At 37.9% G+C, this 23,902-nt stretch carries 25 protein-coding genes; 15 read left to right on the top strand and 10 right to left on the bottom strand.

Annotated elements, in window-relative coordinates; translation table 11 throughout:
* The first annotated feature begins 1 nt into the window (after nucleotide 1).
* From IPI99_01225 to IPI99_01185, 9 genes are all read left to right on the top strand, one after another.
* On the top strand, nucleotides 2-430 hold the full coding sequence (locus IPI99_01225; protein MBK7339129.1) for a hypothetical protein: 429 nt from the start codon (nucleotides 2-4) through the stop codon (nucleotides 428-430).
* A gap of 177 nt (nucleotides 431-607) precedes the next feature.
* Nucleotides 608-2,809 (top strand): TonB-dependent receptor, encoded by a 2,202-nt coding sequence (locus tag IPI99_01220; protein MBK7339128.1) that lies wholly within the window; start codon nucleotides 608-610, stop codon nucleotides 2,807-2,809.
* A 68-nt stretch (nucleotides 2,810-2,877) separates the two neighbouring features.
* On the top strand, nucleotides 2,878-3,432 hold the full coding sequence (locus IPI99_01215; GenBank protein MBK7339127.1) for a GNAT family N-acetyltransferase: 555 nt from the start codon (nucleotides 2,878-2,880) through the stop codon (nucleotides 3,430-3,432).
* A gap of 503 nt (nucleotides 3,433-3,935) precedes the next feature.
* Nucleotides 3,936-5,171 (top strand): NAD(P)/FAD-dependent oxidoreductase, encoded by a 1,236-nt coding sequence (locus IPI99_01210; protein MBK7339126.1) that lies wholly within the window; start codon nucleotides 3,936-3,938, stop codon nucleotides 5,169-5,171.
* Nucleotides 5,172-5,193: 22 nt separating this feature from the next.
* A complete protein-coding gene (locus IPI99_01205) occupies nucleotides 5,194-5,502 on the top strand; it encodes a TusE/DsrC/DsvC family sulfur relay protein (GenBank protein MBK7339125.1) in 309 nt (102 codons plus the stop codon).
* Between the two features lie 23 nt (nucleotides 5,503-5,525).
* Nucleotides 5,526-6,008 (top strand): DsrE/DsrF/DrsH-like family protein, encoded by a 483-nt coding sequence (locus tag IPI99_01200; protein MBK7339124.1) that lies wholly within the window; start codon nucleotides 5,526-5,528, stop codon nucleotides 6,006-6,008.
* Nucleotides 6,009-6,304: 296 nt separating this feature from the next.
* The gene (locus IPI99_01195; protein ID MBK7339123.1) at nucleotides 6,305-6,886 is read left to right on the top strand and encodes a YdeI/OmpD-associated family protein; all 582 of its coding nucleotides are present in this window, start codon (nucleotides 6,305-6,307) and stop codon (nucleotides 6,884-6,886) included.
* A 527-nt stretch (nucleotides 6,887-7,413) separates the two neighbouring features.
* Nucleotides 7,414-7,821: a DUF1801 domain-containing protein gene (locus IPI99_01190; GenBank protein MBK7339122.1), complete on the top strand. Its 408-nt coding sequence runs from the start codon at nucleotides 7,414-7,416 to the stop codon at nucleotides 7,819-7,821.
* Nucleotides 7,808-8,170 carry a DUF2200 domain-containing protein gene (locus IPI99_01185; protein MBK7339121.1) on the top strand — a complete coding sequence of 121 codons (363 nt, stop codon included), beginning with the start codon at nucleotides 7,808-7,810 and terminating at the stop codon, nucleotides 8,168-8,170. Before IPI99_01190 ends, IPI99_01185 begins: the two co-directional genes overlap by 14 nt.
* Nucleotides 8,171-8,237: 67 nt before the next feature.
* Here IPI99_01185 and IPI99_01180 read toward each other — a convergent pair whose 3' ends face one another.
* On the bottom strand, nucleotides 8,238-8,534 hold the full coding sequence (locus tag IPI99_01180) for a hypothetical protein (GenBank protein ID MBK7339120.1): 297 nt from the start codon (nucleotides 8,532-8,534) through the stop codon (nucleotides 8,238-8,240).
* Nucleotides 8,535-8,743: 209 nt separating this feature from the next.
* On the opposite strand from IPI99_01180, the gene IPI99_01175 reads away from it, so the two are divergent.
* The 3 genes from IPI99_01175 (at nucleotide 8,744) to IPI99_01165 (ending at nucleotide 13,136) form a co-directional block, all read left to right on the top strand.
* A complete protein-coding gene (locus tag IPI99_01175) occupies nucleotides 8,744-9,535 on the top strand; it encodes a TerC family protein (protein ID MBK7339119.1) in 792 nt (263 codons plus the stop codon).
* 26 nt (nucleotides 9,536-9,561) lie between these two features.
* A complete protein-coding gene (locus IPI99_01170; protein ID MBK7339118.1) occupies nucleotides 9,562-10,128 on the top strand; it encodes an NAD(P)H-dependent oxidoreductase in 567 nt (188 codons plus the stop codon).
* Nucleotides 10,129-10,340: 212 nt separating this feature from the next.
* Nucleotides 10,341-13,136: a T9SS type A sorting domain-containing protein gene (locus tag IPI99_01165; GenBank protein ID MBK7339117.1), complete on the top strand. Its 2,796-nt coding sequence runs from the start codon at nucleotides 10,341-10,343 to the stop codon at nucleotides 13,134-13,136.
* A gap of 41 nt (nucleotides 13,137-13,177) precedes the next feature.
* Here IPI99_01165 and IPI99_01160 read toward each other — a convergent pair whose 3' ends face one another.
* The 9 genes from IPI99_01160 to IPI99_01120 all read right to left on the bottom strand — a co-directional run bounded on the left by IPI99_01160 (nucleotide 13,178) and on the right by IPI99_01120 (nucleotide 21,401).
* On the bottom strand, nucleotides 13,178-13,639 hold the full coding sequence (locus IPI99_01160; protein ID MBK7339116.1) for a 6-carboxytetrahydropterin synthase: 462 nt from the start codon (nucleotides 13,637-13,639) through the stop codon (nucleotides 13,178-13,180).
* An 8-nt stretch (nucleotides 13,640-13,647) separates the two neighbouring features.
* Nucleotides 13,648-13,884: a ferredoxin gene (locus IPI99_01155; protein ID MBK7339115.1), complete on the bottom strand. Its 237-nt coding sequence runs from the start codon at nucleotides 13,882-13,884 to the stop codon at nucleotides 13,648-13,650.
* A gap of 11 nt (nucleotides 13,885-13,895) precedes the next feature.
* A complete protein-coding gene (locus IPI99_01150; protein MBK7339114.1) occupies nucleotides 13,896-15,131 on the bottom strand; it encodes a U32 family peptidase in 1,236 nt (411 codons plus the stop codon).
* A gap of 98 nt (nucleotides 15,132-15,229) precedes the next feature.
* Entirely contained in the window at nucleotides 15,230-16,141 is a 912-nt protein-coding gene (locus IPI99_01145) for a tryptophan 2,3-dioxygenase (GenBank protein ID MBK7339113.1), read from the bottom strand.
* A gap of 21 nt (nucleotides 16,142-16,162) precedes the next feature.
* Entirely contained in the window at nucleotides 16,163-17,548 is a 1,386-nt protein-coding gene (locus tag IPI99_01140) for an FAD-dependent monooxygenase (protein MBK7339112.1), read from the bottom strand.
* 42 nt (nucleotides 17,549-17,590) lie between these two features.
* The gene (hppD, locus tag IPI99_01135) at nucleotides 17,591-18,748 is read right to left on the bottom strand and encodes a 4-hydroxyphenylpyruvate dioxygenase (protein ID MBK7339111.1); all 1,158 of its coding nucleotides are present in this window, start codon (nucleotides 18,746-18,748) and stop codon (nucleotides 17,591-17,593) included.
* Nucleotides 18,749-18,759: 11 nt separating this feature from the next.
* Nucleotides 18,760-19,392, bottom strand: a complete 633-nt coding sequence (locus IPI99_01130; GenBank protein MBK7339110.1) for a peroxiredoxin — start codon at nucleotides 19,390-19,392, stop codon at nucleotides 18,760-18,762.
* Nucleotides 19,393-19,424: 32 nt separating this feature from the next.
* Nucleotides 19,425-20,576 (bottom strand): homogentisate 1,2-dioxygenase, encoded by a 1,152-nt coding sequence (locus IPI99_01125; protein ID MBK7339109.1) that lies wholly within the window; start codon nucleotides 20,574-20,576, stop codon nucleotides 19,425-19,427.
* Between the two features lie 147 nt (nucleotides 20,577-20,723).
* A complete protein-coding gene (locus tag IPI99_01120) occupies nucleotides 20,724-21,401 on the bottom strand; it encodes a Crp/Fnr family transcriptional regulator (protein ID MBK7339108.1) in 678 nt (225 codons plus the stop codon).
* A 212-nt stretch (nucleotides 21,402-21,613) separates the two neighbouring features.
* Between IPI99_01120 and IPI99_01115 the strand changes: the two genes are divergently transcribed.
* From IPI99_01115 to IPI99_01105, 3 genes are read left to right on the top strand one after another with little or no spacing between them, the layout of a single operon-like run.
* A complete protein-coding gene (locus IPI99_01115; GenBank protein ID MBK7339107.1) occupies nucleotides 21,614-22,366 on the top strand; it encodes a DUF547 domain-containing protein in 753 nt (250 codons plus the stop codon).
* Between the two features lie 3 nt (nucleotides 22,367-22,369).
* A complete protein-coding gene (locus IPI99_01110; protein MBK7339106.1) occupies nucleotides 22,370-23,032 on the top strand; it encodes a hypothetical protein in 663 nt (220 codons plus the stop codon).
* A gap of 9 nt (nucleotides 23,033-23,041) precedes the next feature.
* Nucleotides 23,042-23,860: a 2,3,4,5-tetrahydropyridine-2,6-dicarboxylate N-succinyltransferase gene (locus IPI99_01105; GenBank protein MBK7339105.1), complete on the top strand. Its 819-nt coding sequence runs from the start codon at nucleotides 23,042-23,044 to the stop codon at nucleotides 23,858-23,860.
* Nucleotides 23,861-23,902 lie beyond the last annotated feature (42 nt).

Genomic DNA, 23,902 nt, shown 5'->3' with positions numbered 1-23,902 from the left:
TATGAAAAAAATATTATTATTTTCAGTTTTATTCAGTGGTGTTTTATTTTTTTATTCTTGTAAGAATGATGATGACTCAAATGTCGATTATGAGTATCATGCACATGTTCATTCTCCCAATACTGATAATAAATATCTGGGAGATACACTGAACCTCGATATAGCTTTTGAAAGCCACAGCGGCCTTACAGTACACCATGTTAACGTTCGCATCTATAGAAAATCAGACAAAGTAGTGATTTACAGTATGCCCGTTGATGAGAATATAAATGCTACTAGTGGTACATTCGAATGGAATGATACTTTTGTCCTTTCTGTGGAAAATGGTGTCACAGCTAATACAGATTTAGTACTTGAAGCAAAAGTTTGGGGAGAAAAAGAAGGGGAAGGTGAGGAAATTGAGACTGTGCAATTCCATGTGCAGCCGTAGCTTTCTCTTTAAATGAATTTATTCTTAAGAGCAAGTCGATATTTCGCTTGCTCTTTTTTTAACTATAAGAATTTCCTTAGAAAACCAGGTCGTGGGAAACAATTTCATAATAGCAAAGTTATAATACTACACATTCCTTGCATGTTTGAAAGGATTTCCTCAAAAAATTTGAAATTTATGCGCTCCATATTTTCATTACAATACTTATTTATTTTCATATTGTTAAGCGGATATTATACTGTTTCAACAGGACAATCTGAGTCAGATTCTATTAAAATTCAAACCTTGAGTCCTGTGACAATTCAATCCTGGAGAGTAGCTACTGATGTAGCCAGATTGAATGCAGTCATTGGGACATATCTGGTTGAAGGAAAAAAGAATGAAGTAATCAGTTTAGATCAGATGTCTGCAAATGTAACCGAAAAAACTGCGCGACAAATATTCGCAAAAGTACCGGGAATTTTTGTTTACGATATGGATGGTGCAGGCAATCAAATCAATATTGCTACCAGAGGTTTGGATCCTCACCGGGGATGGGAGTTTAATATTCGCAAGGATGGAGTCATCACCAATTCTGATATGTATGCTTATCCTGCAAGTCACTATAGTTTGCCAATGGAAAGCATCGATCGCATTGAACTGGTACGTGGAACAGGATCTCTTCAGTATGGAGCTCAATTTGGTGGAATGTTGAACTATGTAACTAAACAACCCGACAGCCTGCGGCGTATTGCTTATCAGAGTTACAATACTCTGGGTTCATATCATCTTCTGAGCACTTATCATAACCTCAATGGTACTTTAGGCAAATGGAATTATTACGCCTACTTTGCAAAGAGATCCCGGGATGGTTATCGACGCGGAGAGCATACGGATTATGATGCCGAAGGTTTAATTATACATGGTCATCTTTTGAAATCTCTGGCTATGCGGGCGGAGTGGTCTCGATCCAACTATCTGTATAAAATTCCTGGGCCACTTTCTGATGCCATGTTCGAATCTGATCCAAGACAAGCAAGTCGCACGAGAAATTATTTTAGTCCTGCAATCAATATCCCCTCATTAAGGTGGATATGGACTCCTTCGAAAAGTACTACACTGGAATTGACGAGTTCCGCAGTGATTGGCAAGAGAAACAGTGTAATGTTTGATAAACCGGCCACAACAAAAGATAGCATCAATGCATCTACATTGACTTATAACCTGCGGCAAGTGGACATTGATCATTTCAACAGTTATACGAATGAGCTGAGGGTATTGCAAAAGTATAATTGCTTTGGCCACCAACACATTCTTATCGCAGGAGCGCAAGTAATGTATAATGATTTGCACAGGACACAACAAGGCAAAGGAAGTGCAGGAAGTGATTATGATCTTGACTTGGTCGATCCGAATTGGGGAAGGGATATTCACTTGAAATCAAATAATACTGCTGTATTCGCAGAAAATAGTTTTAAACTGATTGATAAACTTACGATAAATTTTGGTGCCAGAATGGAGATAGGAAAAAGTGAAATGTCAGGCAAAATTGTTTATCTGCCCAATGAAAAAGTACCTCTTACTTTGGATAGAAAATTTGCCCTTTTCGGCGGATCCTTACAATATTCAGGATTAAAGAATGCAAATATTTATGCCGGTATTGCTCAGACCTACCGACCTATGATATTCAAAGATCTGGTGCCTTCAGATGCTTATGAAAAAGTAGATCCGGATTTGAAAGATGCCAATGGGTACAATGCAGACTTTGGAATCAGAGGAAAATATCAAAGGATACAATGGGACATTTCAGGGTTTCTGTTACAATACAATCATCGATTTGGAATTTTACTCCAGCAAGAATCTAATGGCGAAATTTATACATTAAGGACTAATATCGGGGATTCTCGAACTATAGGAACTGAAATTTTTGCTCAAGGTAAATTTCCATTGAATAATAGACTTCACCTCACTTTATTTACCTCTACGACATTAATGGACGCTAAATATATTAAAGGAAGTGTGAAGTCCGGAAACCAGAATGTCGATATCAATGGAAATAAAGTCGAGAGTGCTCCGGATTTGATTTCTCGCAATGGTGTCACACTCCAGTATAAATCATTCGCATTGTCTGTATTGTACAGCTATACTTCGTCTTCTTTTGCGGATGCACTCAACACCAATACTCCTTCTGCTAGTGGCTCGGTAGGTCTCGTTCCCTCGTATGGCTTATTGGACATCAATTGCAGTTTTCCTATAAATAAGTATTTGCGTTTGCGAACAAATTTCAATAATGTATTCAACAAACAGTATTTTACAAAGAGACCATTGTTTTATCCTGGACCCGGCATATGGCCTTCAGATGGAAGAAATGCTAGCGTTTCATTTGTGATTAGTTTATAAAGTAATCCGTATTGTTCCATATTACTGTTGTACTTTGAGCTCAAATTAAATTGCATACATTCCAATTTGTGAAAAAGTATCAGAAATTTGAGACAGAACGATTATTTATCAGACCAACAACAGAGGAAGATGCGGCTTTTTTGTTGGAGCTGATGAACAGCCCTAAATGGTTGAAATTTATAGGAGATCGCAAGGTCCATTCCATACGTGATGCATTGCAATATATTCGTGCAAAAATGTTACCACAACTGCGTCACTTAGGTTTTTCAAATTATACAATTCTCCTTAAATCAAACCAACAGAAAATTGGCACCTGTGGCTTATTTGATCGGGAAGGTCTTGAGGGTATCGATATAGGTTTTGCATTATTGCCTGATTTCGAAAAACAAGGATATGCTTTTGAGGCAGCCAGCATTATGCGCGATTCTGCTTTTGAATTATTTGGAATCCGATTCCTCAGTGCGATCACCACTGATGACAATCATTCATCCCAGAAACTAATCACCGCACTGGGTTTGGTTTTTGATAGGCATATCAGCATTCCGAATGATGAGGCAGAATTGAGACTGTACACGATGAACATAGACCAATACAAGAATTTGATTTCCACAACTAATCACTAGCGGAACGATCTTGCAACTTTCTTGCACTCCTCGCGGCTTCCTTTTAGGAAATTATTTGCCTTTTTATATAGAAAGATTTATTTACTGATTCCTGATAGATAAAGCTTCAAAATAGTAAAGTCCGTAATCTAACAAGGAGGATAACGTAGCTAAAAAACAACAAATGGCAAATAAAAATTGGGAAAACCGAATTAATCCTCCTAGGTATAGAATGAAATAATGAAATAATATGAAATTACAGAATATAGTATTGTAATTTGTTAAAAATTTAGCTTATATACTTAAATTATCTAAAAATAAGATATATTATACTTGATGAAGATGTATTTATAAGTAATTATTTGTGAAGATTGTAGAAAAATAAAAAAAAATTTCGCATTATGCTTTAAAAAACTAATCTTTTTAAAACCCATTTTGTTGAATATCTGGATGAGAGATTAAAATGAAAATGATCGATTTTAGCCAAAATGCAATAGTATCAAACAATTAGACATAAATCCAATATGAAAAGAATTTTGATTTTAGGAGCAGGTACAGCGGGTACAATGATGGCAAATCATCTGCACAAGGAGCTTGACCCCAAAGAATGGGAAATTATCATCATAGATGAAAGGAAACTACATTATTACCAGCCAGGATTTTTGTTTCTCCCTTTTGACATTTATGATGAGGACGACATCTACAAAAACATTGATGATTTTATCCCAAAGGAGGTAAAATTGTACAGGGAAAAGATTGAGAAAATTGTTCCTAAGGAAAATGTAGTTAAGCTTTACAATGGTGATCAGTTTCATTATGAAATATTGATTATTGCAACTGGTGCAAGGATTGCTCCTGAAGAAGTTGCAGGAATGCAAGGTAGCGAATGGCAGAAATCGGTATTCGATTTTTATACCTTTGAAGGTTCTCTGGCTCTAAGAAATAAACTGCGCAACTGGGAAGGAGGAAAATTAGTAGTTCATATAACAGAAATGCCAATAAAGTGTCCTGTAGCCCCTCTTGAGTTTTCATTTTTAGCAGACAGTTATTTCAAAAATAAGAAAATGCGAGATAAGGTTGAGATTACTTATGTTACACCGCTGAGTGGTGCATTTACTAAACCAAAAGCTACTGAAACATTGGATCATCTTTTGCATGATAAAAATATCAGCATCGTCAGCGACTTCGCCATTATGGAAGTCGATAATGAAAACAAGAAAATTATAGATTATGGGAATAAGGAAGTACCTTTTGATTTATTGGTGACTGTGCCAACTAACAAAGGGGATGATTTGATTGAAAGATCCGGATTGGGCGATGAGTTGAATTTTATTCCTACAAATAAGGCAACATTACAAAGCAAAGCTAACGAAAATATTTTTGTGATCGGAGATGCTACTAATATACCTGCATCAAAAGCTGGTTCAGTAGCGCATTTTGAAGCTGAGATTCTGACAGAGAATATTATCAGATATATCAAATCTGAACCTTTGAAAGAAGAATTCGATGGACACGCGAATTGTTTTGTCGAAACAGGTGGTGGTAAAGCATTGTTGATCGATTTTAATTATACGCATGAACCGGTTGAAGGAACTTACCCATTTCCGGGAGTGGGACCATTGAGATTGCTCCAGGAAAGTAGGATGAATCATATGGCCAAGCTAGCTTTTAGATGGATCTATTGGAACATGTTGTTGAAAGGAACACATATTCCATTTACAACTGCAACTATGCAAGAAAGCGGAAAAAAATTTGATTAAAAAAACTAAATAAATAAACCTTATGGAAAAAATTGTCAATGGAATTGGTATAGAAGTCAACGAAGAAGGATTTATGATCAACTTCAACCAATGGAACGAAAATATTGGGCAAGCACTAGCTATAGAAAATGAAATTCAATTGTCCCCAAAACATTGGGAAGTCATCAAATATTTGCAGACAGAATACAAAAATGATGTTCCGCTGAGTATAAGGAAAATTGGAAAGAGTGGTGTAGTGGATATAAAAGAGTTTTATGCATTGTTTCCTAATGCGCCTCTAAAAACTGCCTCAAAAATAGCAGGGATACCTAAACCGGCAAGTTGTATTTAAACCTATAATTAAATAATCTAACGATGAAAGAATTTCATGGAGAAGTAAGCAAAATGATGATCATCCTTTCCAAAGCCACTCTGGAAAATGTTTATGCAGCATTTGTGTTGGCGAATGGTGCTAGAATGGAGGGGATAGAAGCTGAGATATTTTTTACATTTTTTGGTCTTGAGGCAATACACAAGGAGAAATTGGAACATCTGCATGTTGCTACGGTTGGAAATCCAGCGATGCATATTCCCACTTTGATCGGAGGCCTTCCGGGTATGGAGTCATTGGCAACAAATATGATGAAAAAGGAAATGGAAAAATTGGATTTGCCCGGTGTTGAGGAGTTTATTGATATATTGGATGCGTCCGGTGTGAAAATGTGGGCTTGTAAGTTGGCAATGGATATGTTTCATTATAAAAAAGAAGACCTCCACCCCGCAGTTTCGGAAGTAATAACTGTAGGGGATTTTTATAAAAAAGGATCCGGACTAGGGACGCATATGCTGTTCATCTAGTCAAAAATTTATGTAGGTCTAAATTATTGGAGAATTGGAAATACTTTGATTTTTTTCTTTTGAAGAAAATGTGTATTCTCCAATTCTTTGATATTGGACACAGATGGCAATTCGTGTTTTTAAGGATTCTGATCATTTGCTTATATCTGTTTTGAGCGTGTGTTTTTTTCAAATTTCGTCAGGTAGATTTAGCACCCCTGCCTTCAAGATAGAGGATATAAAATTTGAAATTGCAGTTTGGCCTTGTTTGATTTCCATCTGAATAAGTTAGGTTTTTATTATTTGGCAGTTCAAAAATGGCAGAGCTTATTTTTTTTGATTCAGAAATGAGTTTCAGACAGTGGTTAGAAAATAATCATGACAAAGAAACTGAGTTGGAGGTAGGGTATTACAAAGTAAATTCAGGAAAACCAAGCATGACCTGGTCTCAGTCTGTAGATCAGGCTTTGTGTTTTGGTTGGATAGATGGTGTCCGTTATTCTATCGATTCAGAAAGTTATAAAATTCGTTTCACTCCTAGAAAAAAAACGAGTATCTGGAGTCTGGTCAATATTAAAAAAGTGGAACATTTGATCAAAAGTGGTTTGATGCATCCCGCCGGACTTGACGTTTTTAATTCGAGAAATGAGATCAAATCAGGCAGTTATTCTTTTGAACAGGAGGAGATCAAACTGTCCGAGGAATTTGAAAAAAAATTTAAGAAGAATAAAATTGCCTGGAAATATTTTGAAGCACTACCCAAAACTTACCGCAATCCTTCAATGCATTGGGTCATGAGCGCAAAACAGGAATCGACTAGACAGAAACGCTTGGAAGAGCTTATGAAAGATAGCGAAAATGGCACAAACAAATGGAAGCACAATAAATATAAAAAATAGATCTTTCTTTAAAAAAAATGGATTGTTATAAACTCAAATAGATTGGTCAAATCAGTAATTTTTGTCCGTCAAATTTATGGTTAATTCAACGATTTAATGATTGGTAGAAAGATGTAGCCAAACATATATAACTAACTAGATTTGAAATGAGCTAAGTGCTGTTTTTTTTTATTTATATACTGTGGTAATCCGTATTGAATTTTACATAAGCCTAAAAACGACAATAGATAGAGCGAGACGATAGAATTTCATTCTACGAATAATATAAATAATTGGATAACTCTACCCTTTAGGGTGGAGTTAGAATGAACATATAATAAAGAGTTTTTAGCCCTGAAATCAACTTTAAATGCATTGTGTACTTATACCGGTATGGACTTGTCTTTGGTGATATAGAGTCATTATTGAGTTGCAGGCTAATTTAGTCAATTTTAAATTGCATTTGTGATATGCATCTGTAATTTATTGTAAAGTTTTGGGTATTCGTACTAAATTTGGCTGGTCAATACATTTTCATTTTACAAAGGATGAATCAGGATATATTCCATTACCACAATAGTCTTCCTGCTGAAGATAAGATAGTTTGTGATCAGCTATATAGTATCATTGATGCGAAACTTCCTGATGCAGTTTCGAAAGTATGGCATGGACATCCTGTTTGGTTTTTGAATGGAAACCCCATTGTAGGATATAGCAAACAAAAGAGTGGAGTCAGGCTGATGTTCTGGAGCGGGGCTGGATTTGATGAAAGCGGTTTGAATGTAGTCGGAAAAAAATTTAAAGATGCTTCTGTGTTTTATCAATCTGTATCTGAATTAAAACCGGAAGAGATGCAAAGATGGCTGGACAAATCCCGAATTATCCAGTGGGATTACAAAAACCTGGTAAAGAAAAAAGGTCAACTGGATAAATTATTATCAAATGAAAGAATCTGAAAAGCAAAACGAGAGAATAGCTCATATGACCTTTGCTTCTGTTTATCCATACTATATCATAAAAGTGGAGAAAAAGGGGAGAAGCAAGGTTGAACTAGATAAGATCATCTCATGGCTCACCTCTTATTCTGAATCTCAGATTGCAGAACTCGTCAAAGAAAAGGTCACCTTTGAAACGTTCTTTGAAAATGCAAAATTGCATCCCAATGCAAAACTCATTACAGGACTCATCTGTGGGTACAGAGTAGAAGATATTGAAAATGAACTTACCAGAAATGTGAGATATTTGGACAAGATCGTCGATGAACTGGCAAAGGGTCGCAAAATCGAAAGTATCATGAGAACATGATCCGATTATCTTCTATTAAATTGAGTTTGGTAAGCTTTCAATAAATAAAATTGAATTTTTTATATTTTTACCAAAACAGGTAAAGCATGAAAAGAATGATGGACAAAACGCCTACAAGAGAGACGACAAAAATGTAGTCGGCTATCGTTTCAAGCCTGATCGAATATCTGCTGTTTTCAGTCCTCAATGAAAAAAAAGAAAAAATCGATGAGACAGCAAGTAATAATGCTACCAATGAGGTAAACTCGTCAATCAGGTTGTCGTCGGCCTTATTGGAGAAGTGCAAGGAAGTAATTACAAATAGACAAAATCCAAGCAAGTTCGTGGATGTGGATAAGATGTGTTGTGATGTTTTAGAATTCATCAGGATCATAATTTATTTTCTAAAAACGGATAATAAGATATCATACTATAAAAAAAATGTTAAGTATTTTCTGTTTACTTTGATTGGGAACTAAAATATAATCGTATGTCAAAATATGGATTAATTCTAAGTTTGCGAATCAGGCGTTGAAACAAAAGCAACAGACAACTGTTTAATTTTACTCAAAACAACTGCTTAAATCAACTTTTATGGAGTGGATGCAACAACCGGAAATGTGGATGGCTTTCCTGACTCTGGTAGTCATGGAGATTGTCTTGGGAATCGACAATATTGTTTTTATTTCGATTCTCACCGGTAAGTTGCCCAAAGAGCAACAGAGAAAAGGTCGCATTTTCGGTTTGGCTTTTGCGTTAATTACAAGGATACTTTTGTTACTATCCATCACCTGGGTGATGACACTTACCCAACCATTATTTAATGTGGCAGATTGGTTTAATATCCATGATGCCGACTGGCACCACAGGTTGGAAATTTCCGGCCGTGACTTGATACTTATTATAGGAGGATTCTTTTTATTGTATAAAAGTATTGTCGAGATTCATGGCAGTTTGGAAGGTGATAGCGAAGTAAAAGATGTAAAAGGACTGACATTTATTAAAACTATCATTCAGATTGGTTTATTAGATATAGTATTTGGATTGGATTCCGTGATTACTGCGATAGGAATGGCGGAAGATGTGAATGTGATGATTGCGGCTGTGGTAGTTTCAATGGTATTTATGGTTTTTGCCGCTCAACCTGTCGGTGATTTCGTAAATAAACATCCGAGTATAAAAATGCTTGCACTGTCATTTTTAATTTTGATCGGAATATCGTTGATGGCAGAAGGAATTGAAAGACCGATAGCCAAGAGTAATATTTATTTTGCAATGGGATTCTCAATTTTTGTTGAAATACTTGTGATTCGAATGTCTAAGGGCAAGAAAGAAGATCCGGTACAATTGAAGAGAATGATCAATGAAGAGTATATCGAACGTTAAATGATTTTGCCTTAATTTTATTTGGTATGTACAATATTTGCATAATTTCTTCCAGCGTGCGGATTGATAGAATGAGTCATAGAGCCGCAATGTATTTTCAAAATCGACTTGAAGCTCATCCGGAGTTTGAATCCGAAATTTTAGACCTGAAGATCTACAATTTTCCGATCTTTGAAGAGAGGCTGAGATTTCTAAAAAATCCGGATCAAAATATATTGGATTTCGCCGCCAAAATTAAAAATTCTGATGCTGTCCTGATTGTTACTCCGGAATACAATGGCAGTATGCCTGCATCTTTGAAAAATTGCATTGATCTCTTATACGGAGAATGGAAAAGGAAACCTGTCGGCATTATTACCTGTTCGTCAGGTAGTTTCGGTGGAGCTCAGGTACTTGGTGATTTGCAATTCGTATTATGGAAAATCGGCGCACATACAATCCCTGCTATTTTTCCGATTCCGAAGATTCAGGATGTCTTTGATGAAAATGGAAAGGCAAATGACCCGGATGCGATGACGAAAAGAGTGGAGCCTTTCATTGATGAATTGATGTATTGGTTACAATCGAGACCCGCCAGGACTACCGATGGCTAGCTTTTGCTTCGGTTATAAAATACATGAGGTGAATGTAGCGCTTCAGGACACATTTCTCAGCATTTTCTCTATCGAGGGATGACGGCATTCCATTTTGAATACTTGAAATTTAATCAGATATGGATTATATTTGATGAAGCAATATCCTTTATTGATTACCTCATGACCTGGTTCAAGAATGGATGTCCTTAAATTGATAAAGAATAACTATTATGCATAGAATTTCCATTTCGGTGTTGAATGTTGTAGGGCTCATATTTTTAATGAGCTCGAGTAATGCATTCGGTCAATGTGATCGAAAAACTGATTCACTTGAGCTGGTAAAAATTTACAATAGCACTGTAGGATACAATTGGAGCTCTCCCTGGCCTCTGTACAAACCAATCAATCAGTGGCAGGGTGTCCATCTCAATATTGATGGCTGCGTAGATTCCTTGGAGTTAATTGTGCAAAACCTTGGAGGTCCATTGCCGGATTTGAGTTTTCCGGAATTGAAGTATTTTGAAGTAACTCATAACGAACATGAAGGACCGGTGCCTCAATTGGAATGTCCCAAACTCAAGTATTTGGAATTAGAATTGTGCAGTCTGGTGGGTAAGATACCGGATTATCAAAATTTAAAAGAACTCGAATTTCTCTCTTTATTGGACAATCATATTGAAGGTCCAATACCGGATTTTAATATGCCAAAACTTGAGCATTTGTTGCTGGGAAGGAATAATATAGCTAGCTCAATTCCTCCGTTCTCCAAACTGAGTAAGTTGAAATATTTAAACTTGAATATAAATCAATTTTCAGGAGAATTGCCCCATTTTAGTTTGCCTGAACTTGAGGTGCTGTTTCTGGGTGGTAACGAGCTAACCGGTGGATTGATTAATTTGGAAGGTTTGCCAAATTTGAGAAAATTATATGCAGGCGGGAATTATTTTTCAGGGGAAATTCCCGATTTTAAGAATCTGGATAGTTTGGAAATATTGGATTTGGCCGATAACTGTTTAACTGGAAACATGCCGGCATTAGCTGGTTTAAAAAAATTGACCTTCATCAATGTTTCAGGAAATCAATTATCGGGGAGTATTCCGAATTTCAATTTACCCGAAATTACTGCCCTCGAAATGAATAATAACTATTTTTCAGGTCAGTTACCACATTTTAGTTTTCTCAAAAAGGTAAGCAATCTCGATGTGAGTACCAATCTTCTTTCAGGGAGCATTCCTTCATTTGATGAGAATAAAGCATTGATGTTTTTAGATTTAAGTAACAATAGATTGTCTGGTGAAATTCCGGTTTTAGATTTGCCATCTCTAAACTTTTTATACCTGAACGGAAATCGCTTTTCAGATAGTCTGCCCAATTTGAATTCACTCCCTGTGTTGAGTAGGTTGAGGATTCAGGATAATCAATTTACGTTTACAGATTTGTACAAAGCAAAAAAGATAAATAAATTCTTGTATTCACCGCAATTATCTTTTTATCATGATACAACATTTTATTGGAAGAAAAATGAGCTGGGAATCATTGATCTTAATATTGATTCATCTATAGATAGCAATCAATATCAGTGGATTAAAAATGACATCCCTTGGTCAGTTCCTCCCGGGAATTCAAAGCACTCTAATATGCTTATATTTCAGAACCTGAATCATGATGATTATGGTAGATATTACTCAATTGTAACTAACCCTGAGTTTCCTGATGTAAACCTGATGAGCAAGGAAATTTCTGTGCGAGTGTGCGACGTAGAACAGGATAGTTTGCAATTGGTCAAGTTGTATCAAGCCACATCAGGTGACAGCTGGTTCAACAGATTGAATTGGCTGCAGTCAGGTACGTCAATTTCTGATTGGTATGGTGTCACAACGGATAAATTCGGTTGTGTGCGATCATTGCAGTTGAATGGAAATAACCTGACAGGAAATTTGCCTGATTTAGAAATGAATACTCTGGACAGTTTAGATGTTAGTTCCAATAATTTGCAAGGAAATTTGGCACATTTCAATATCGATTTCATCAAATTACTCAATTTGAGATCTAATTATTTGACAGGAAATTTACCAGTAGAAATTAAAAACTGGAAAGAGTTGGAGCATCTGGATCTGGGAGACAATCAATTTACAGGAGAACTTCCTGAATATATTGGAAATCTACACGATCTAAAGACATTGAGATTAGATCATAATTCTTTTTTTGGTAAAATTCCGGGGAGTATTTCCAATTTGGAACATCTTCGCATAGGACAAGTGAACTTAAGCTTTAACCAATTTGATACTTTAAATCAGAGCATGGTACTATTCTGCCCTCTTGGCGTTAAAATTCTTGAGAATACTCCTGTTGATAATCAATTCATACAAATTTGCAGTGCTAGATGTAATGGATTAGATTGGGAAGATATGCTAAAAGCCTCATGGCTAAAGGATACATTAGCTGCATTACTTTGCGCTAATCCTGACCACATTGTAAGGAGGTTCAGATCAAATGCAGGTTTCGTTGAATTCAGGGGATTGAAATTGGTTTATACCAAAACATCGTATTATGATGTGTCAAAAAATACATACCGGAATATCGAAACAAATTTTTATGATTGTGCTGGAAATTTGATAGAACAAACAGTAGAGGAAGGCAATAGTTACAATTCGCGTTTTGGTAATTTATCGGATGAAATGTACAGGCAGTTGAATTATGACGAGGAGTGGTTTTGTTGCAATAGTATACCTATTCCAACTGATAATGAAGAAACTGTTCCGGAAAAAAATAAAACTGTTCACTCGGTTACTCAGCTCAACTGTTTCCCCAACCCTGTAGGTGATTATTTGAAGTGTTCTGTTGATGCCCTTGTGACACAAATCAAACTAATAAATCTCCAGGGAAGGATCTTTGCAGAGTTGGATCGGGATAGAATTCAGGATAATCAAGTCGTGGTAGATTTTCAACAGGTTCCTTCAGGGATTTATTTTATTGTAATAAACAGCAGCTCAGACAGAAATTGTTTTAAAGTAATAAAACCTTAGTTTTTATTACCTGATTTTTGTCAAAATGTATTCATAAGGATTTAATGTTGATCTGATGCATGCCATTCTGCAAACGAACTTGGAGTTTCTCTCAAGACGATTCTACAGAGCTTCTCTTGACCTCCAAATTGATCTTTGATGTTTTCTAGAAAATGGATCAATAAATTTTCACAGGTAGGCTGGAATGGCACAAGAATTACTTTTTCAAATTCATTTGTCAATATTTCTGCTGTAACATATGGAGCATTTTCATTTAAGACTAGCGCATGATCAAACTTATTGATGATTTTCTCCTGTATGATTTTTTTTAATTGACCAAAATCAATGACCATACCATTTTTTGGATCGGCAAGTTCAGTTATAGGTGAGCCCATCACGGTTACTTCCAAATGGTAAGTATGCCCATGAATATTCTTGCATGGACCATCATAACCATACAGAGCATGAGCCATGTCTATTGTAAAATGCTTTGTGACTCTGATGATTTGATTGAAGTTGAACATGTTTGTTTTTATTTACTGGTTTGATGGATCTGAATAATATGGACAGGGCAGTTGTCTGCTGCTCTTCGATTTTCGTCATACTCTTGATCCTGTATTTTAGTAGTGAAAATTCCGTTCTTTGATTCAGCACCGACGAGGGAGCATTTTCCGTCCTTACGAGAAATTCTCCATCTTGAAGGAGCAGCTTCCACACATGCATTACAGCCTATACATTTTGCTCTATATTGAATTATGGTGTATGACATTCAGATAGTTTTTATGAATTTACGAGTTTATACAATTTATCTGAAGGTCGAATTTTTTGTGCCATTGGAATCGTAAAATTCTGTCCTTGTTCTGCAGTAGGTACAGATGTTCGATTCACATGAATGACATCCACCTCCATTTGGATGTAGCCGGTGGTTGGTCCGCTGATGATGATTTCATCACCCACAGATATTTTGTGAGCTTCGCATTGGAATTCTGCTACCTGAAGTTGATCGTAATACTTGACACCTTTTGCAAGGTATATTTTTTTCTTTGTTGCTTTGGATCCATAAGCATCACTCCACTCACCCATCTTTCGCCCCAGGTAATATCCATCCCAAAAACTCCGATTATAAACAGTACTGAGCTGAACTTTCCAGGATTCAATTTTTTCTTTGGAGTAGGTTCCTGCATGAATAGAGTCCAAAGCTTCCCTGTAACATTTTGTTGTGGTGTACACATATTCTGATGCTCTACCTCTACCTTCTATTTTAATCACCCTTGTACCGGAATCAATGATCTTGTCAAGAAAATCAATCGTGCACAAATCCTTCGCAGACATAATGTTTTCGTTTTCTATCTCAAACTCTATGCCTTCCTCTTTGTCTGTGACGATATAAGATCTCCTACAATTTTGTACGCATGCACCTCTGTTTGCGGATGCATAATGAGAATGCAGACTCAGATAACATTTGCCTGAGACAGCCATACACAAAGCACCATGTGCAAAAATTTCCAACCTCACGAATTCACCACCTGGGCCACGGATATCCCTACGGCGAATCTCTCTGGCCATATCCTTAACCTGCATCAGACTCAACTCTCTTGCCAATACCATTACATCCGCATACACCGCATAGAATTCTACCGCTTCCACATTAGAGATGTTTGCTTGAGTAGAAATATGTACCGGCATATTTTTTTTTCTGCAGTAGTTCATTACAGCATGATCCGAAGCGATGATGGCATTTACTCCTGATTCTTGTGCGCGATCCACTATGTCACGCATCACACTCAGGTCATGGTCATAGAGGATTGTATTCAGTGTCAAGTAGCATTTTTTATTATTTTCCCGGATGATTTCAGTGATTTGAGGGATTTCGTCCAGGGTAAACAAATTTGCTGAGCGGGCCCTCATATTGAGTTGTTCTATACCAAAGTATACAGAATCACAACCGCCCTGGATCGCAGCTCTAAGCGATTCAAATGAACCTGCGGGTGAAAGCAATTCTACGGTCTCTTTCATCTTTTATTAAAACTTTAAAAAGGCTGCAAATTTATACTATTTTTCAGGCAAAGAAAATCACTCATCTGATTTTAGTCATATGCTGATATAGTCTCTTGTTACACATTCTCTCCCCAATTTTTTAGTTCTTCCTCACTCCACAATTCCGGAAAGAATATTCTCCTTTGATATTTTGGTAACATGTATTTGCGCCAGTCCGAACCTCCTGTCGCTTCTCCACCACCAATATATTTTTCAGCTGCATGATAATGTGCCATCACCCACGATATATTTACCGTATAATCGTAATGTCTCATCATTTTGATAAGCTCCGGGTTAGATTGAGTTTCTGGCGGCAGACTTTTATATTTTGTATAGAGATTGGTTTTATTGTATGATTCCATCTTCATCAGAAACATATCTTTATATTTTTTCTCAAAAAGTCTGATCAGAATAGATTTTTTTCCGGTGATGTGGTCTTTACCGGCTGCTTGCCAATACAAATGATCATATGCATGTTCATAAGGAGTATTGCGGTCTATCGTTGCTCTGAATCTGTAATCGATCAGATTGATTAATTCAGTAGATGCAAATTCAATAAGCCTGTATTGGGCACTCTGAAAACCGCTTGCCGGAGTCAGTGTATTGCGGAATTTCATGTATTGCGCTTTTTCCATTCCATCGCCCATGATGTCAAATGAACTTGACAACATGTCAAAATATCTGGAAATTCGCCTGAGTTTTTCTATGAAAAAATTGGCTTCGGGTTGATCACTTTTACTTACCTGATCGATTTCCCAAAGGATCATTTTGAAAAGAATTTCATTCACCTGATGATACATCACAAAAACCATTTCATCGGGCAAATTTGTTCGTTGTACTTGCAAATTGAGCAAGGCATCGGTCATTATGTAATCCCAGTAGGTTATCGGTTTAGCAAATAACAGACCTTCAAGATGCACATCTGTAAGCTGATCGATGGATTGAAATTTTTCGTCCAACTTTTGAATTAAATTCTCTCGATTTGTCATGACAATTGGTAGTGGTAATTTTTAGTTTTGTTTAAATTTTTGGTGTATGATAGCGTCGATTTCACTTTCACTTGTTTCAGGGTTTATCTTGTAAGTTTTGATCATGTCTCTGATGCGTTCTTCTTGTTCATTTCCTTTTTCCAGAGCAGTGCGATATTCGATTTGTGAAAAGGAAACCATACTGTACAATGGAAAATAAGATTCAGGATATAAATAATTAATTCTTCTCTCCAATTTCTGAACCAACTGAAAATGTGGGTCCATTACTTTGTCTCGCATCACAATATAATTCTGGAGACTCAAATCCTGTACTGCATCACCGTTCGGCTTCCTGAGAAGCTGATATTGTTCGAATATAGTACTCCAATCTTGTCCATGGCTTTGCATCAGTTGCCACAATATTGTACAATCCTCAAAACCGCAATTCATCCCTTGTCCAAAAAATGGGACAGTCGCATGAGCTGCGTCTCCCAGTAGAGCCAACTTCCCGTCAGTCCATGGAAAACATCTGATGATTGCCAGTGAGGATAGTGGATGTTTGTCCCAATCATCGGCAACAGAAGGCATGAGCTGATAAAAGTCCGGAAATACTTCCTCAAAAAATTCTATAATTTTAGCTTTATCGGTGAGCTGATTGAATCCATATTTTTCATCTTCAAAAGGCATGAATAATGTACAGGTATAAGAGCCATCCAAATTGGGCAATGCGATCAGCATAAATCTCCCTCGGGGCCAAATATGCAGTGTGTTCTTTGCCATTTTTTGGTCTACAGCTTCAGTGCGTGGGAGCAATATCTCTTTGTATCCGTCAGGCAAATATTTTTGGGAATAATCGAAGCGATCTTTCTTTTGTAATCCGTGGTATCTACATGCTGAAAAAGCGCCGTCTGCTGCAAATACCAAGTCTGCGCGATCCTCAGTAATTGCTCCGGTGATCGTATTTTTAAACTGGCAATATCCATCTTCAGGCCTTACCGCAACACATTCCTCATCAAACAGGATGCGGACATCCTGATTTGAGGATGAGATGTCCATCAGTTTTTTATTGATCTCTCCTCTGGACACAGAATATATCGCCTGTCCGTGATTACCATAAGGCTGGTAGTTTTGGCTTCCGTCAGGATGATGTAAATTGCGGCCATACATAGGTATGGCAATTTCTCTGATATCCTCGCCTATACCCATTTCGTCCAGAGCTTTCCAACCGCGATAAGAGACGGCGAGATTGATGGATTTTCCAGCAGAAATTCTCGCTTTTCTCATGTCAGGTCGTCGTTCGTACACCTTGACCTGATAACCGGCTTTGGAAAGGTATACGGCCCAAAGCGACCCAACCAATCCGGCTCCTACAATGATTACTCTCTTTGTTTTTCCGGCATTTGACTCTGATTTCTGTTGCTGCGACATATTTACTCCTTCATTGAGAAAAGCAAATGTACTGATATAGTTTTACAGTGTGCCGCGTCTTGCCTGTTCAGCTTCTATACTTTCAAATAATGCCTGGAAATTGCCTTTGCCAAAAGATTTGGCTCCCTTGCGCTGAATAATCTCAAAAAACAGAGTCGGTCGATCCTCCACCGGCTTAGTGAAGATTTGGAGTAAATATCCGTCTTCGTCACGATCTACCATAATCCCCAGAGATTTGAGAATCGCGAGATCTTCAGCAATAGATCCCACTCGGGCTGGAACAGTATCATAATATGTTCCGGGAACATGGAGAAATTCTACTCCGCGTTTTCTCATTTCGGATATAGTATATACTATGTCATCTGTTGCTACGGCAATGTGTTGACAGCCTGCACCGCCATAAAAATCCAGGTATTCCTCTACCTGAGATTTTTTAAGTCCTTTGGCAGGTTCATTGATAGGAAATTTTATTCTTCCATTACCATTGGTCATCACTTTACTCATCAGCGCTGTGTATTGTGTGGAGATGTCTTTATCATCAAAGGTGATCAGATTGGCAAATCCCATTACCTTTTCATAATAGGTAGCCCATCGATTCATGTCACCCAATTCGACATTACCCACCATATGGTCGATATATTTTAAGCCTGTGGTGCCGGGATTATACTCGGATTCCCATTTTTCGAAACCAGGTAAAAAGATGCCTTTATAATTCTTTCTTTCTACAAAAATATGGATCGTTTCTCCATAAGTCTTGATACCGGATTTGATCACTTCTCCGTCGGTATCCTGAAATACGGTGGGTTCCATTGCAGATTCAGCTCCCCTCTTTATGGTCTCCTCGTAGGCTGATCTCGCATCGTTTACCCATAGTGCAATGATTTTTACACCGTCCCCATGTTTTCTGATGTGATGTGAAATTTCACTTTCAGGATTGAAAGGTGTGGTGAGTACCAGCCTGATTTTATCTTGTACCAGGACATAGGAGCAAAACTCTTTGTTGCCGGTTTCCAATCCTGTGTAAGCGAGCGATTGAAATCCAAATGCAGTTTTATAATAATGTGCTGCCTGCTTCGCATTTCCTACGTAAAGTTCTACATAATCAGTACCTTGGATAGGAAGAAAGTCCTGAGCTTTGTCAAAAATTTTATCTTCAGAATAACTGTAATTTTTGACGTCGGTCAAATTTTTTGTTTCCATATCAAATTGAATTAATTCATGTTGTTTAAATAATGAGCAATGCCCTCAGCTGATGCTACAAGACTATCCTTTTGAGGATTCCAGTTGGCAGGACAAACGTCACCGTTTTCCTCATGAAAATTAAGAGCATCTACCATCCTCAATGCTTCATCTACATTGCGACCCAACGGCATATCATTGATCAGCTGGTGACGTACAATACCTTTTTTATCGATTAAAAAAAGACCTCTGTAAGCTATCGGATTTCCTTCAAAAAGCAATTGATCTTCTCTCACGGTATATTCTCCCGCGAGTACGCCATATTTCATGGCGATCACCTTGGAATGATCGGCCACTATAGGATAACTGACACCCATGATTCCTCCGTTTTGTTTAGGAGTGTGAAGCCATGCCCAATGGGAATATTGTGTATCGGTAGAACAAGCGACGATGACAGTATCTCTCTCTTCAAAATCTTTTATTCTATCTTGGAAAGCAATCAACTCTGTAGGACATACAAACGTAAAATCCATCGGGTAAAAAAAGAAAATTACATTCTTCTGTCCCAAATAATTTTCGAGGCTAAAGTTTTCTACGAATTGATTACCGTCTATCACCGCTATTTCATTGAAATGCGGTGCTTTTTTTCCAACGAGAACTTCCATGTTGAGAACGTTTTTATTTTTTGCAATTGATTTTATAACCATGATTTGTAGTAGTCCTGCACCTCTATGTCGATGGCATCCTGTGTGACCATCACCGGCATGAAAGGATCGATCATGACTGCCAGTTCTTCTGTTTCTTTTTTGCCAATACTTCTTTCGATCGCCCCCGGATGTGGACCATGAGGAATTCCTCCCGGGTGCAATGTGAGCTGACCCTTTTGAATATTGTTTCTGCTCATAAAATCACCGTCCACGTAATACAGAATTTCGTCACTATCAATATTGCTGTGATGGTATGGCGCAGGAATTGCCGAAGGGTGATAATCGTAAAGACGAGGCACGAATGAGCAAATCACAAATGTTCTGGCTTCAAAATTCTGATGGATAGGAGGAGGCATATGGATTCGACCAGTGATAGGTTCGAAATCAAAAATTGAAAAAGTATATGGGTAAAAATGGCCATCCCAACCTACCACATCGAAAGGATGATTCGCATACACATAGGGAAACATAGTGCCTTGTTTTTTGATAAAAATGTCAAATTCCCCTGCCTCATTAAAAGTGCGCAGATTCTTCGGACGAACGATGTCTCTTTCACAAAATGGGGAGTGCTCCAATAATTGTCCAAAATCGTTCCTGTACCTCCTGGGTGTAAAAATGGGATCAAATGATTCTATGTAAAGCAAACGGTTGTCTCTTTCATCAAATTGAATTTGATAAACGGTTCCTCGTGGTATCAAAATATAATCTCCGTACTTGAAATCAAGTTCACCAAACATCGTCAATACCTTGCCACGACCTTTGTGTACGAATATCAATTCATCAGCATCCGCATTTTTATAAAAGTAGTTAGTCCCACTTGTTGGCGCTGCTAATCCGACATGGAGTCCACTGTTTACAAAAAGCGTTTTTCTGCTTTTCAAATAATCATCATCCGGATTGACCTGGAAGCCGTTGAAACTCATTGCGTTCAGACTATTTTCGATGACGATTTTGGGTTTGACGGAGTAGGGTTCATCCTTTTGTCTTACCCTGGTCGGTGGATGAAGGTGATAAACCAAAGAAGACATTCCGGCAAAACCCTGTGTTCCCACGAGCTCTTCCTGAAGCAATTGGCCTCCACTTGTCTTATTGACTACGTGTCTTTTGTGTGGGATATCGCCCAGCTGATGATAGATTGGCATACAGATTAATTTTAATTGATCGTCAAGACGATTTTGACCTTGCAAAAATATCGGACCATTTACTCCGAAAATGTGACCCAGATCACATTGTGTAAAAAAATCAGACTGGTGAGTGCAAGACTACTTTAGATTCGGTAGCACGGCTGATCAATGGAAAGCTGTCCGAAGTAATTCAGGTTGTATAATTTGGATATTCTTTCCTTGAATTTGTATGGCACCAAGGGTAGTCAAGTCTTTCAACATCCTTGTCACCGTCTCTCGAGTGGTACCTGCCAGAGCGGCCAGGTCTTCTCTGCTCAGATGGACATTGAGTGTTTTTTGGTCGGCCTTGTAACCGAAGCTGTCGATGAGTCCTAATAAAACAGAGGCTAGTCTGCTCCTCACGGAGGATTGTGCCATATGGGTGATTTTCATTTCAGCTTCCTTAAGTTCGTCAGCGAGAAGCTCCGCGATCCGAAAGGAAAGCTTTGGAGAGACATGTATAAGCTGCATGAATACTTCACGGGGAATAAGGCAGATCCTGCTGTCCTCCATTGCCACGCCGGAACAGGAGAATCTGTCGCCGCCACAAAGTGCCCGATGACCCATGATATCTCCCTTTCCGATCAGATGTACGATTTGTTCCTTGCCGTCGTGGCCTGACTGAAATACTTTTACTTTCCCTTCAAAGACACAGAACAAAGCTTTGGGAAATGAATTTTCCTTGAATACCAGCTCTGATTTTTTGTAAACTTTACATTGCTTGTTTTTATCCAAAAAGGCAATCTCTTCTTGAGTCAAATGCTCTAGAATCCTGATTTGCCGTAAAGGATGGAGATCTGCCATAAAACCGAGAGAATCTTCTACAAATAAAGGGAAAAATTATGAGGCAGCAGATGATATTTAAACAAAGGACCAGACCATTTCTCTTTAGAGCAATGAAGGAATGAAATACCCGATCAATTGATATGAAGTAGCTTTTGTATTGAATGATTTGCTAGCCCTGATACCATCTATTCCTTTTGGTATTGTGTTTTAAAATCTTATACCTTTGCTACATGCATCTTCCAGGATTTGCAATATTATTCGGAATACTGTTTTTTGGTGGTGGGCTCAGCACTCAGCCTTCTCATGACAGTTGGACCATTGAACTGAACAAATTTGTCGACGAAAACGGGTTTGTAGATTATCAGTCTTGGAGGAATGACAGAGATGGACTCACAAAATATTTGGCAAGCCTACAAGCTTATCCACCTCAATCCTCATGGTCGCGTTCAGAGATCACGGCTTATTGGATCAATGCTTATAATGCATACACGATTGCTTTAATTCTCCAGCATTATCCTGTGCGTTCCATCAAAGAAATTGGTGGCAAAATACCAAAAATCAATTCTGTTTGGGACATCAATTTCATCCCCTGGAATGGTCGGACGATCAATTTGAATGAAATTGAACATAACATTTTAAGGAAGAAATATCCGGATCCCCGCATCCATGCCTGTCTGGTATGTGCTTCTTATTCTTGCCCTAAGCTGAGACGAGAGGCCTTTGTCGCTCGTGATTTGGATGCACAGATGGATGATGCTTGCCTGAGATTTTTAAAAGATCCAAATAGAAATCAGTATGAACCTTCCGGGTCGTCATTATCGATGATTTTTAAATGGTACGCTTCTGATTTCGGAGGAATTGAAGGTGTGAAGAAATTTATCAAAAAATATGTTCCCGAAGCTTTCCCTCATCCAAAAACCAAAATGAAATATCTAGACTACAATTGGGCTCTCAATGATTCGAAAATCTATAAGCAACCTTAATCTATGAAGTGGTCAGCTCAATTGGTTTCCATTCTGTTTCATCCGCTGTTTTCTGTATTTTATGGATTGTCAGCCATGCTATTGATAAAACCACACTGGTTTTCGGTGATATACTGGCAAGATGCGCATCTGATCATGTTGTATGTTTTTATTTACACCATTTTTATTCCTGCGATAGGAATTTTTCTTTTATTGAAAACAGGCTTTATCAAAAGCCTCGAGATGACGCAAAAATTTGAGAGAATCGCACCACTTATACTGTGCATGATTTTTTATTTTTGGTTGTTCATCAATTTAAAAAATCAAAATAATATTCCAAAAGTTTTTCAGACTTTTCTCCTCGCCTCGGTGATCTCTCTTGCACTGAGTTTTGTGTTAAACAACTGGATCAAAATCAGTCTGCATATGGTTGGAGCAGGAGCATTGGTCATGCTGCTTTTTTTTATAAGATTTTCTTTTTCAGAAGACGGTTTATTTTATTTGAGATTTCATGCAAATCAAGTATCCGGTTTTCATTTGAATTCTCTCATCGTTTCTACTTTAGCCATCAGTGGGATAATAGGTACTGCCAGAATGATTCGGGAAGCGCATTATCTTGAAGAAATCGCTCTTGGATTTTTTATTGGTGGATTTTCCACTATTCTTGCATTTTCATACAGTTATTAGTCAAAAAAAATGAATCCATTATTACAAACCATAGAATCAGCTTGGCAGGACAGAAATCTGTTGCAAGATAAAATAGTACAGGATGCTATTCAAGAGACCATTGCTCTGCTGGACAACGGAAAGCTCCGGGTTGCTGAATGTATCAGTCCGGGAAATTGGAAGGTGAACGATTGGGTGAAGAAAGCCATCCTCTTGTATTTTCCCATCTCACAAAACAGATATATCCGTGCAGGTGATCTCACTTTTTATGATAAAATCCCTGTGAAGGGCAATTACGAAGAAATCGGCGTTAGAGCGGTGCCTCATGCGATTGCCAGATATGGTTCGTTTATCGAAAAAGGAGCTATCCTCATGCCCAGTTATGTCAATATAGGTGCTTATGTCGGATCAGGAAGCATGGTCGACACATGGGCCACTGTCGGCTCCTGTGCACAAATCGGTAGCAATGTTCACCTTGCAGGCGGTGTTGGTATCGGTGGTGTCCTCGAACCTCCACAGGCACAACCCAACATCATTGAAGATAACTGTTTCATAGGATCCAGGTGCATCATCGTAGAAGGGGCGGTCATAGAAAGTGAAGCAGTTCTCGGAGCCAATGTCGTCATCACAGGATCGACTTATATCATCGATGTGACAGGTCCGGAACCGATACGCTACCAGGGGCGCGTACCAGCAAGGTCTGTGGTGATACCCGGTTCTTATACCAAATCATATCCTGCTGGCGATTATCAGGTGCCTTGTGCTCTGATCATAGGTCAACGCAAGGAATCTACAGATAAAAAAGTATCCCTCAATGATGCATTGAGGGACTTCCAGATCAGTGCTTGATCATTTTTCAACTATGCATCTTTCTGGTTGTTAGATTAGACA

The sequence above is a fragment of the Saprospiraceae bacterium genome, assembly GCA_016710235.1.
Lineage (GTDB): Bacteria > Bacteroidota > Bacteroidia > Chitinophagales > Saprospiraceae > Vicinibacter.
The sequence above is the reverse complement of the archived record's forward strand: the minus strand, read 5'-3'. Positions and strand labels throughout refer to the sequence as shown.

Coding starts and splice junctions, on each gene's coding strand:
- IPI99_01225 (MBK7339129.1), top strand. CDS start 2: ATGAAAAAAATATTATTATTTTCAGTTTTATTCAGTGGTGTTTTATTT.
- IPI99_01220 (MBK7339128.1), top strand. CDS start 608: ATGCGCTCCATATTTTCATTACAATACTTATTTATTTTCATATTGTTA.
- IPI99_01210 (MBK7339126.1), top strand. CDS start 3,936: ATGAAAAGAATTTTGATTTTAGGAGCAGGTACAGCGGGTACAATGATG.
- IPI99_01205 (MBK7339125.1), top strand. CDS start 5,194: ATGGAAAAAATTGTCAATGGAATTGGTATAGAAGTCAACGAAGAAGGA.
- IPI99_01200 (MBK7339124.1), top strand. CDS start 5,526: ATGAAAGAATTTCATGGAGAAGTAAGCAAAATGATGATCATCCTTTCC.
- IPI99_01195 (MBK7339123.1), top strand. CDS start 6,305: ATGGCAGAGCTTATTTTTTTTGATTCAGAAATGAGTTTCAGACAGTGG.
- IPI99_01190 (MBK7339122.1), top strand. CDS start 7,414: ATGAATCAGGATATATTCCATTACCACAATAGTCTTCCTGCTGAAGAT.
- IPI99_01185 (MBK7339121.1), top strand. CDS start 7,808: ATGAAAGAATCTGAAAAGCAAAACGAGAGAATAGCTCATATGACCTTT.
- IPI99_01180 (MBK7339120.1), bottom strand. CDS start 8,534: ATGAATTCTAAAACATCACAACACATCTTATCCACATCCACGAACTTG.
- IPI99_01175 (MBK7339119.1), top strand. CDS start 8,744: ATGGAGTGGATGCAACAACCGGAAATGTGGATGGCTTTCCTGACTCTG.
- IPI99_01170 (MBK7339118.1), top strand. CDS start 9,562: ATGTACAATATTTGCATAATTTCTTCCAGCGTGCGGATTGATAGAATG.
- IPI99_01165 (MBK7339117.1), top strand. CDS start 10,341: ATGCATAGAATTTCCATTTCGGTGTTGAATGTTGTAGGGCTCATATTT.
- IPI99_01160 (MBK7339116.1), bottom strand. CDS start 13,639: ATGTTCAACTTCAATCAAATCATCAGAGTCACAAAGCATTTTACAATA.
- IPI99_01155 (MBK7339115.1), bottom strand. CDS start 13,884: ATGTCATACACCATAATTCAATATAGAGCAAAATGTATAGGCTGTAAT.
- IPI99_01150 (MBK7339114.1), bottom strand. CDS start 15,131: ATGAAAGAGACCGTAGAATTGCTTTCACCCGCAGGTTCATTTGAATCG.
- IPI99_01145 (MBK7339113.1), bottom strand. CDS start 16,141: ATGACAAATCGAGAGAATTTAATTCAAAAGTTGGACGAAAAATTTCAA.
- IPI99_01140 (MBK7339112.1), bottom strand. CDS start 17,548: ATGTCGCAGCAACAGAAATCAGAGTCAAATGCCGGAAAAACAAAGAGA.
- hppD (MBK7339111.1), bottom strand. CDS start 18,748: ATGGAAACAAAAAATTTGACCGACGTCAAAAATTACAGTTATTCTGAA.
- IPI99_01130 (MBK7339110.1), bottom strand. CDS start 19,392: ATGGAAGTTCTCGTTGGAAAAAAAGCACCGCATTTCAATGAAATAGCG.
- IPI99_01125 (MBK7339109.1), bottom strand. CDS start 20,576: ATGCCAATCTATCATCAGCTGGGCGATATCCCACACAAAAGACACGTA.
- IPI99_01120 (MBK7339108.1), bottom strand. CDS start 21,401: ATGGCAGATCTCCATCCTTTACGGCAAATCAGGATTCTAGAGCATTTG.
- IPI99_01115 (MBK7339107.1), top strand. CDS start 21,614: ATGCATCTTCCAGGATTTGCAATATTATTCGGAATACTGTTTTTTGGT.
- IPI99_01110 (MBK7339106.1), top strand. CDS start 22,370: ATGAAGTGGTCAGCTCAATTGGTTTCCATTCTGTTTCATCCGCTGTTT.
- IPI99_01105 (MBK7339105.1), top strand. CDS start 23,042: ATGAATCCATTATTACAAACCATAGAATCAGCTTGGCAGGACAGAAAT.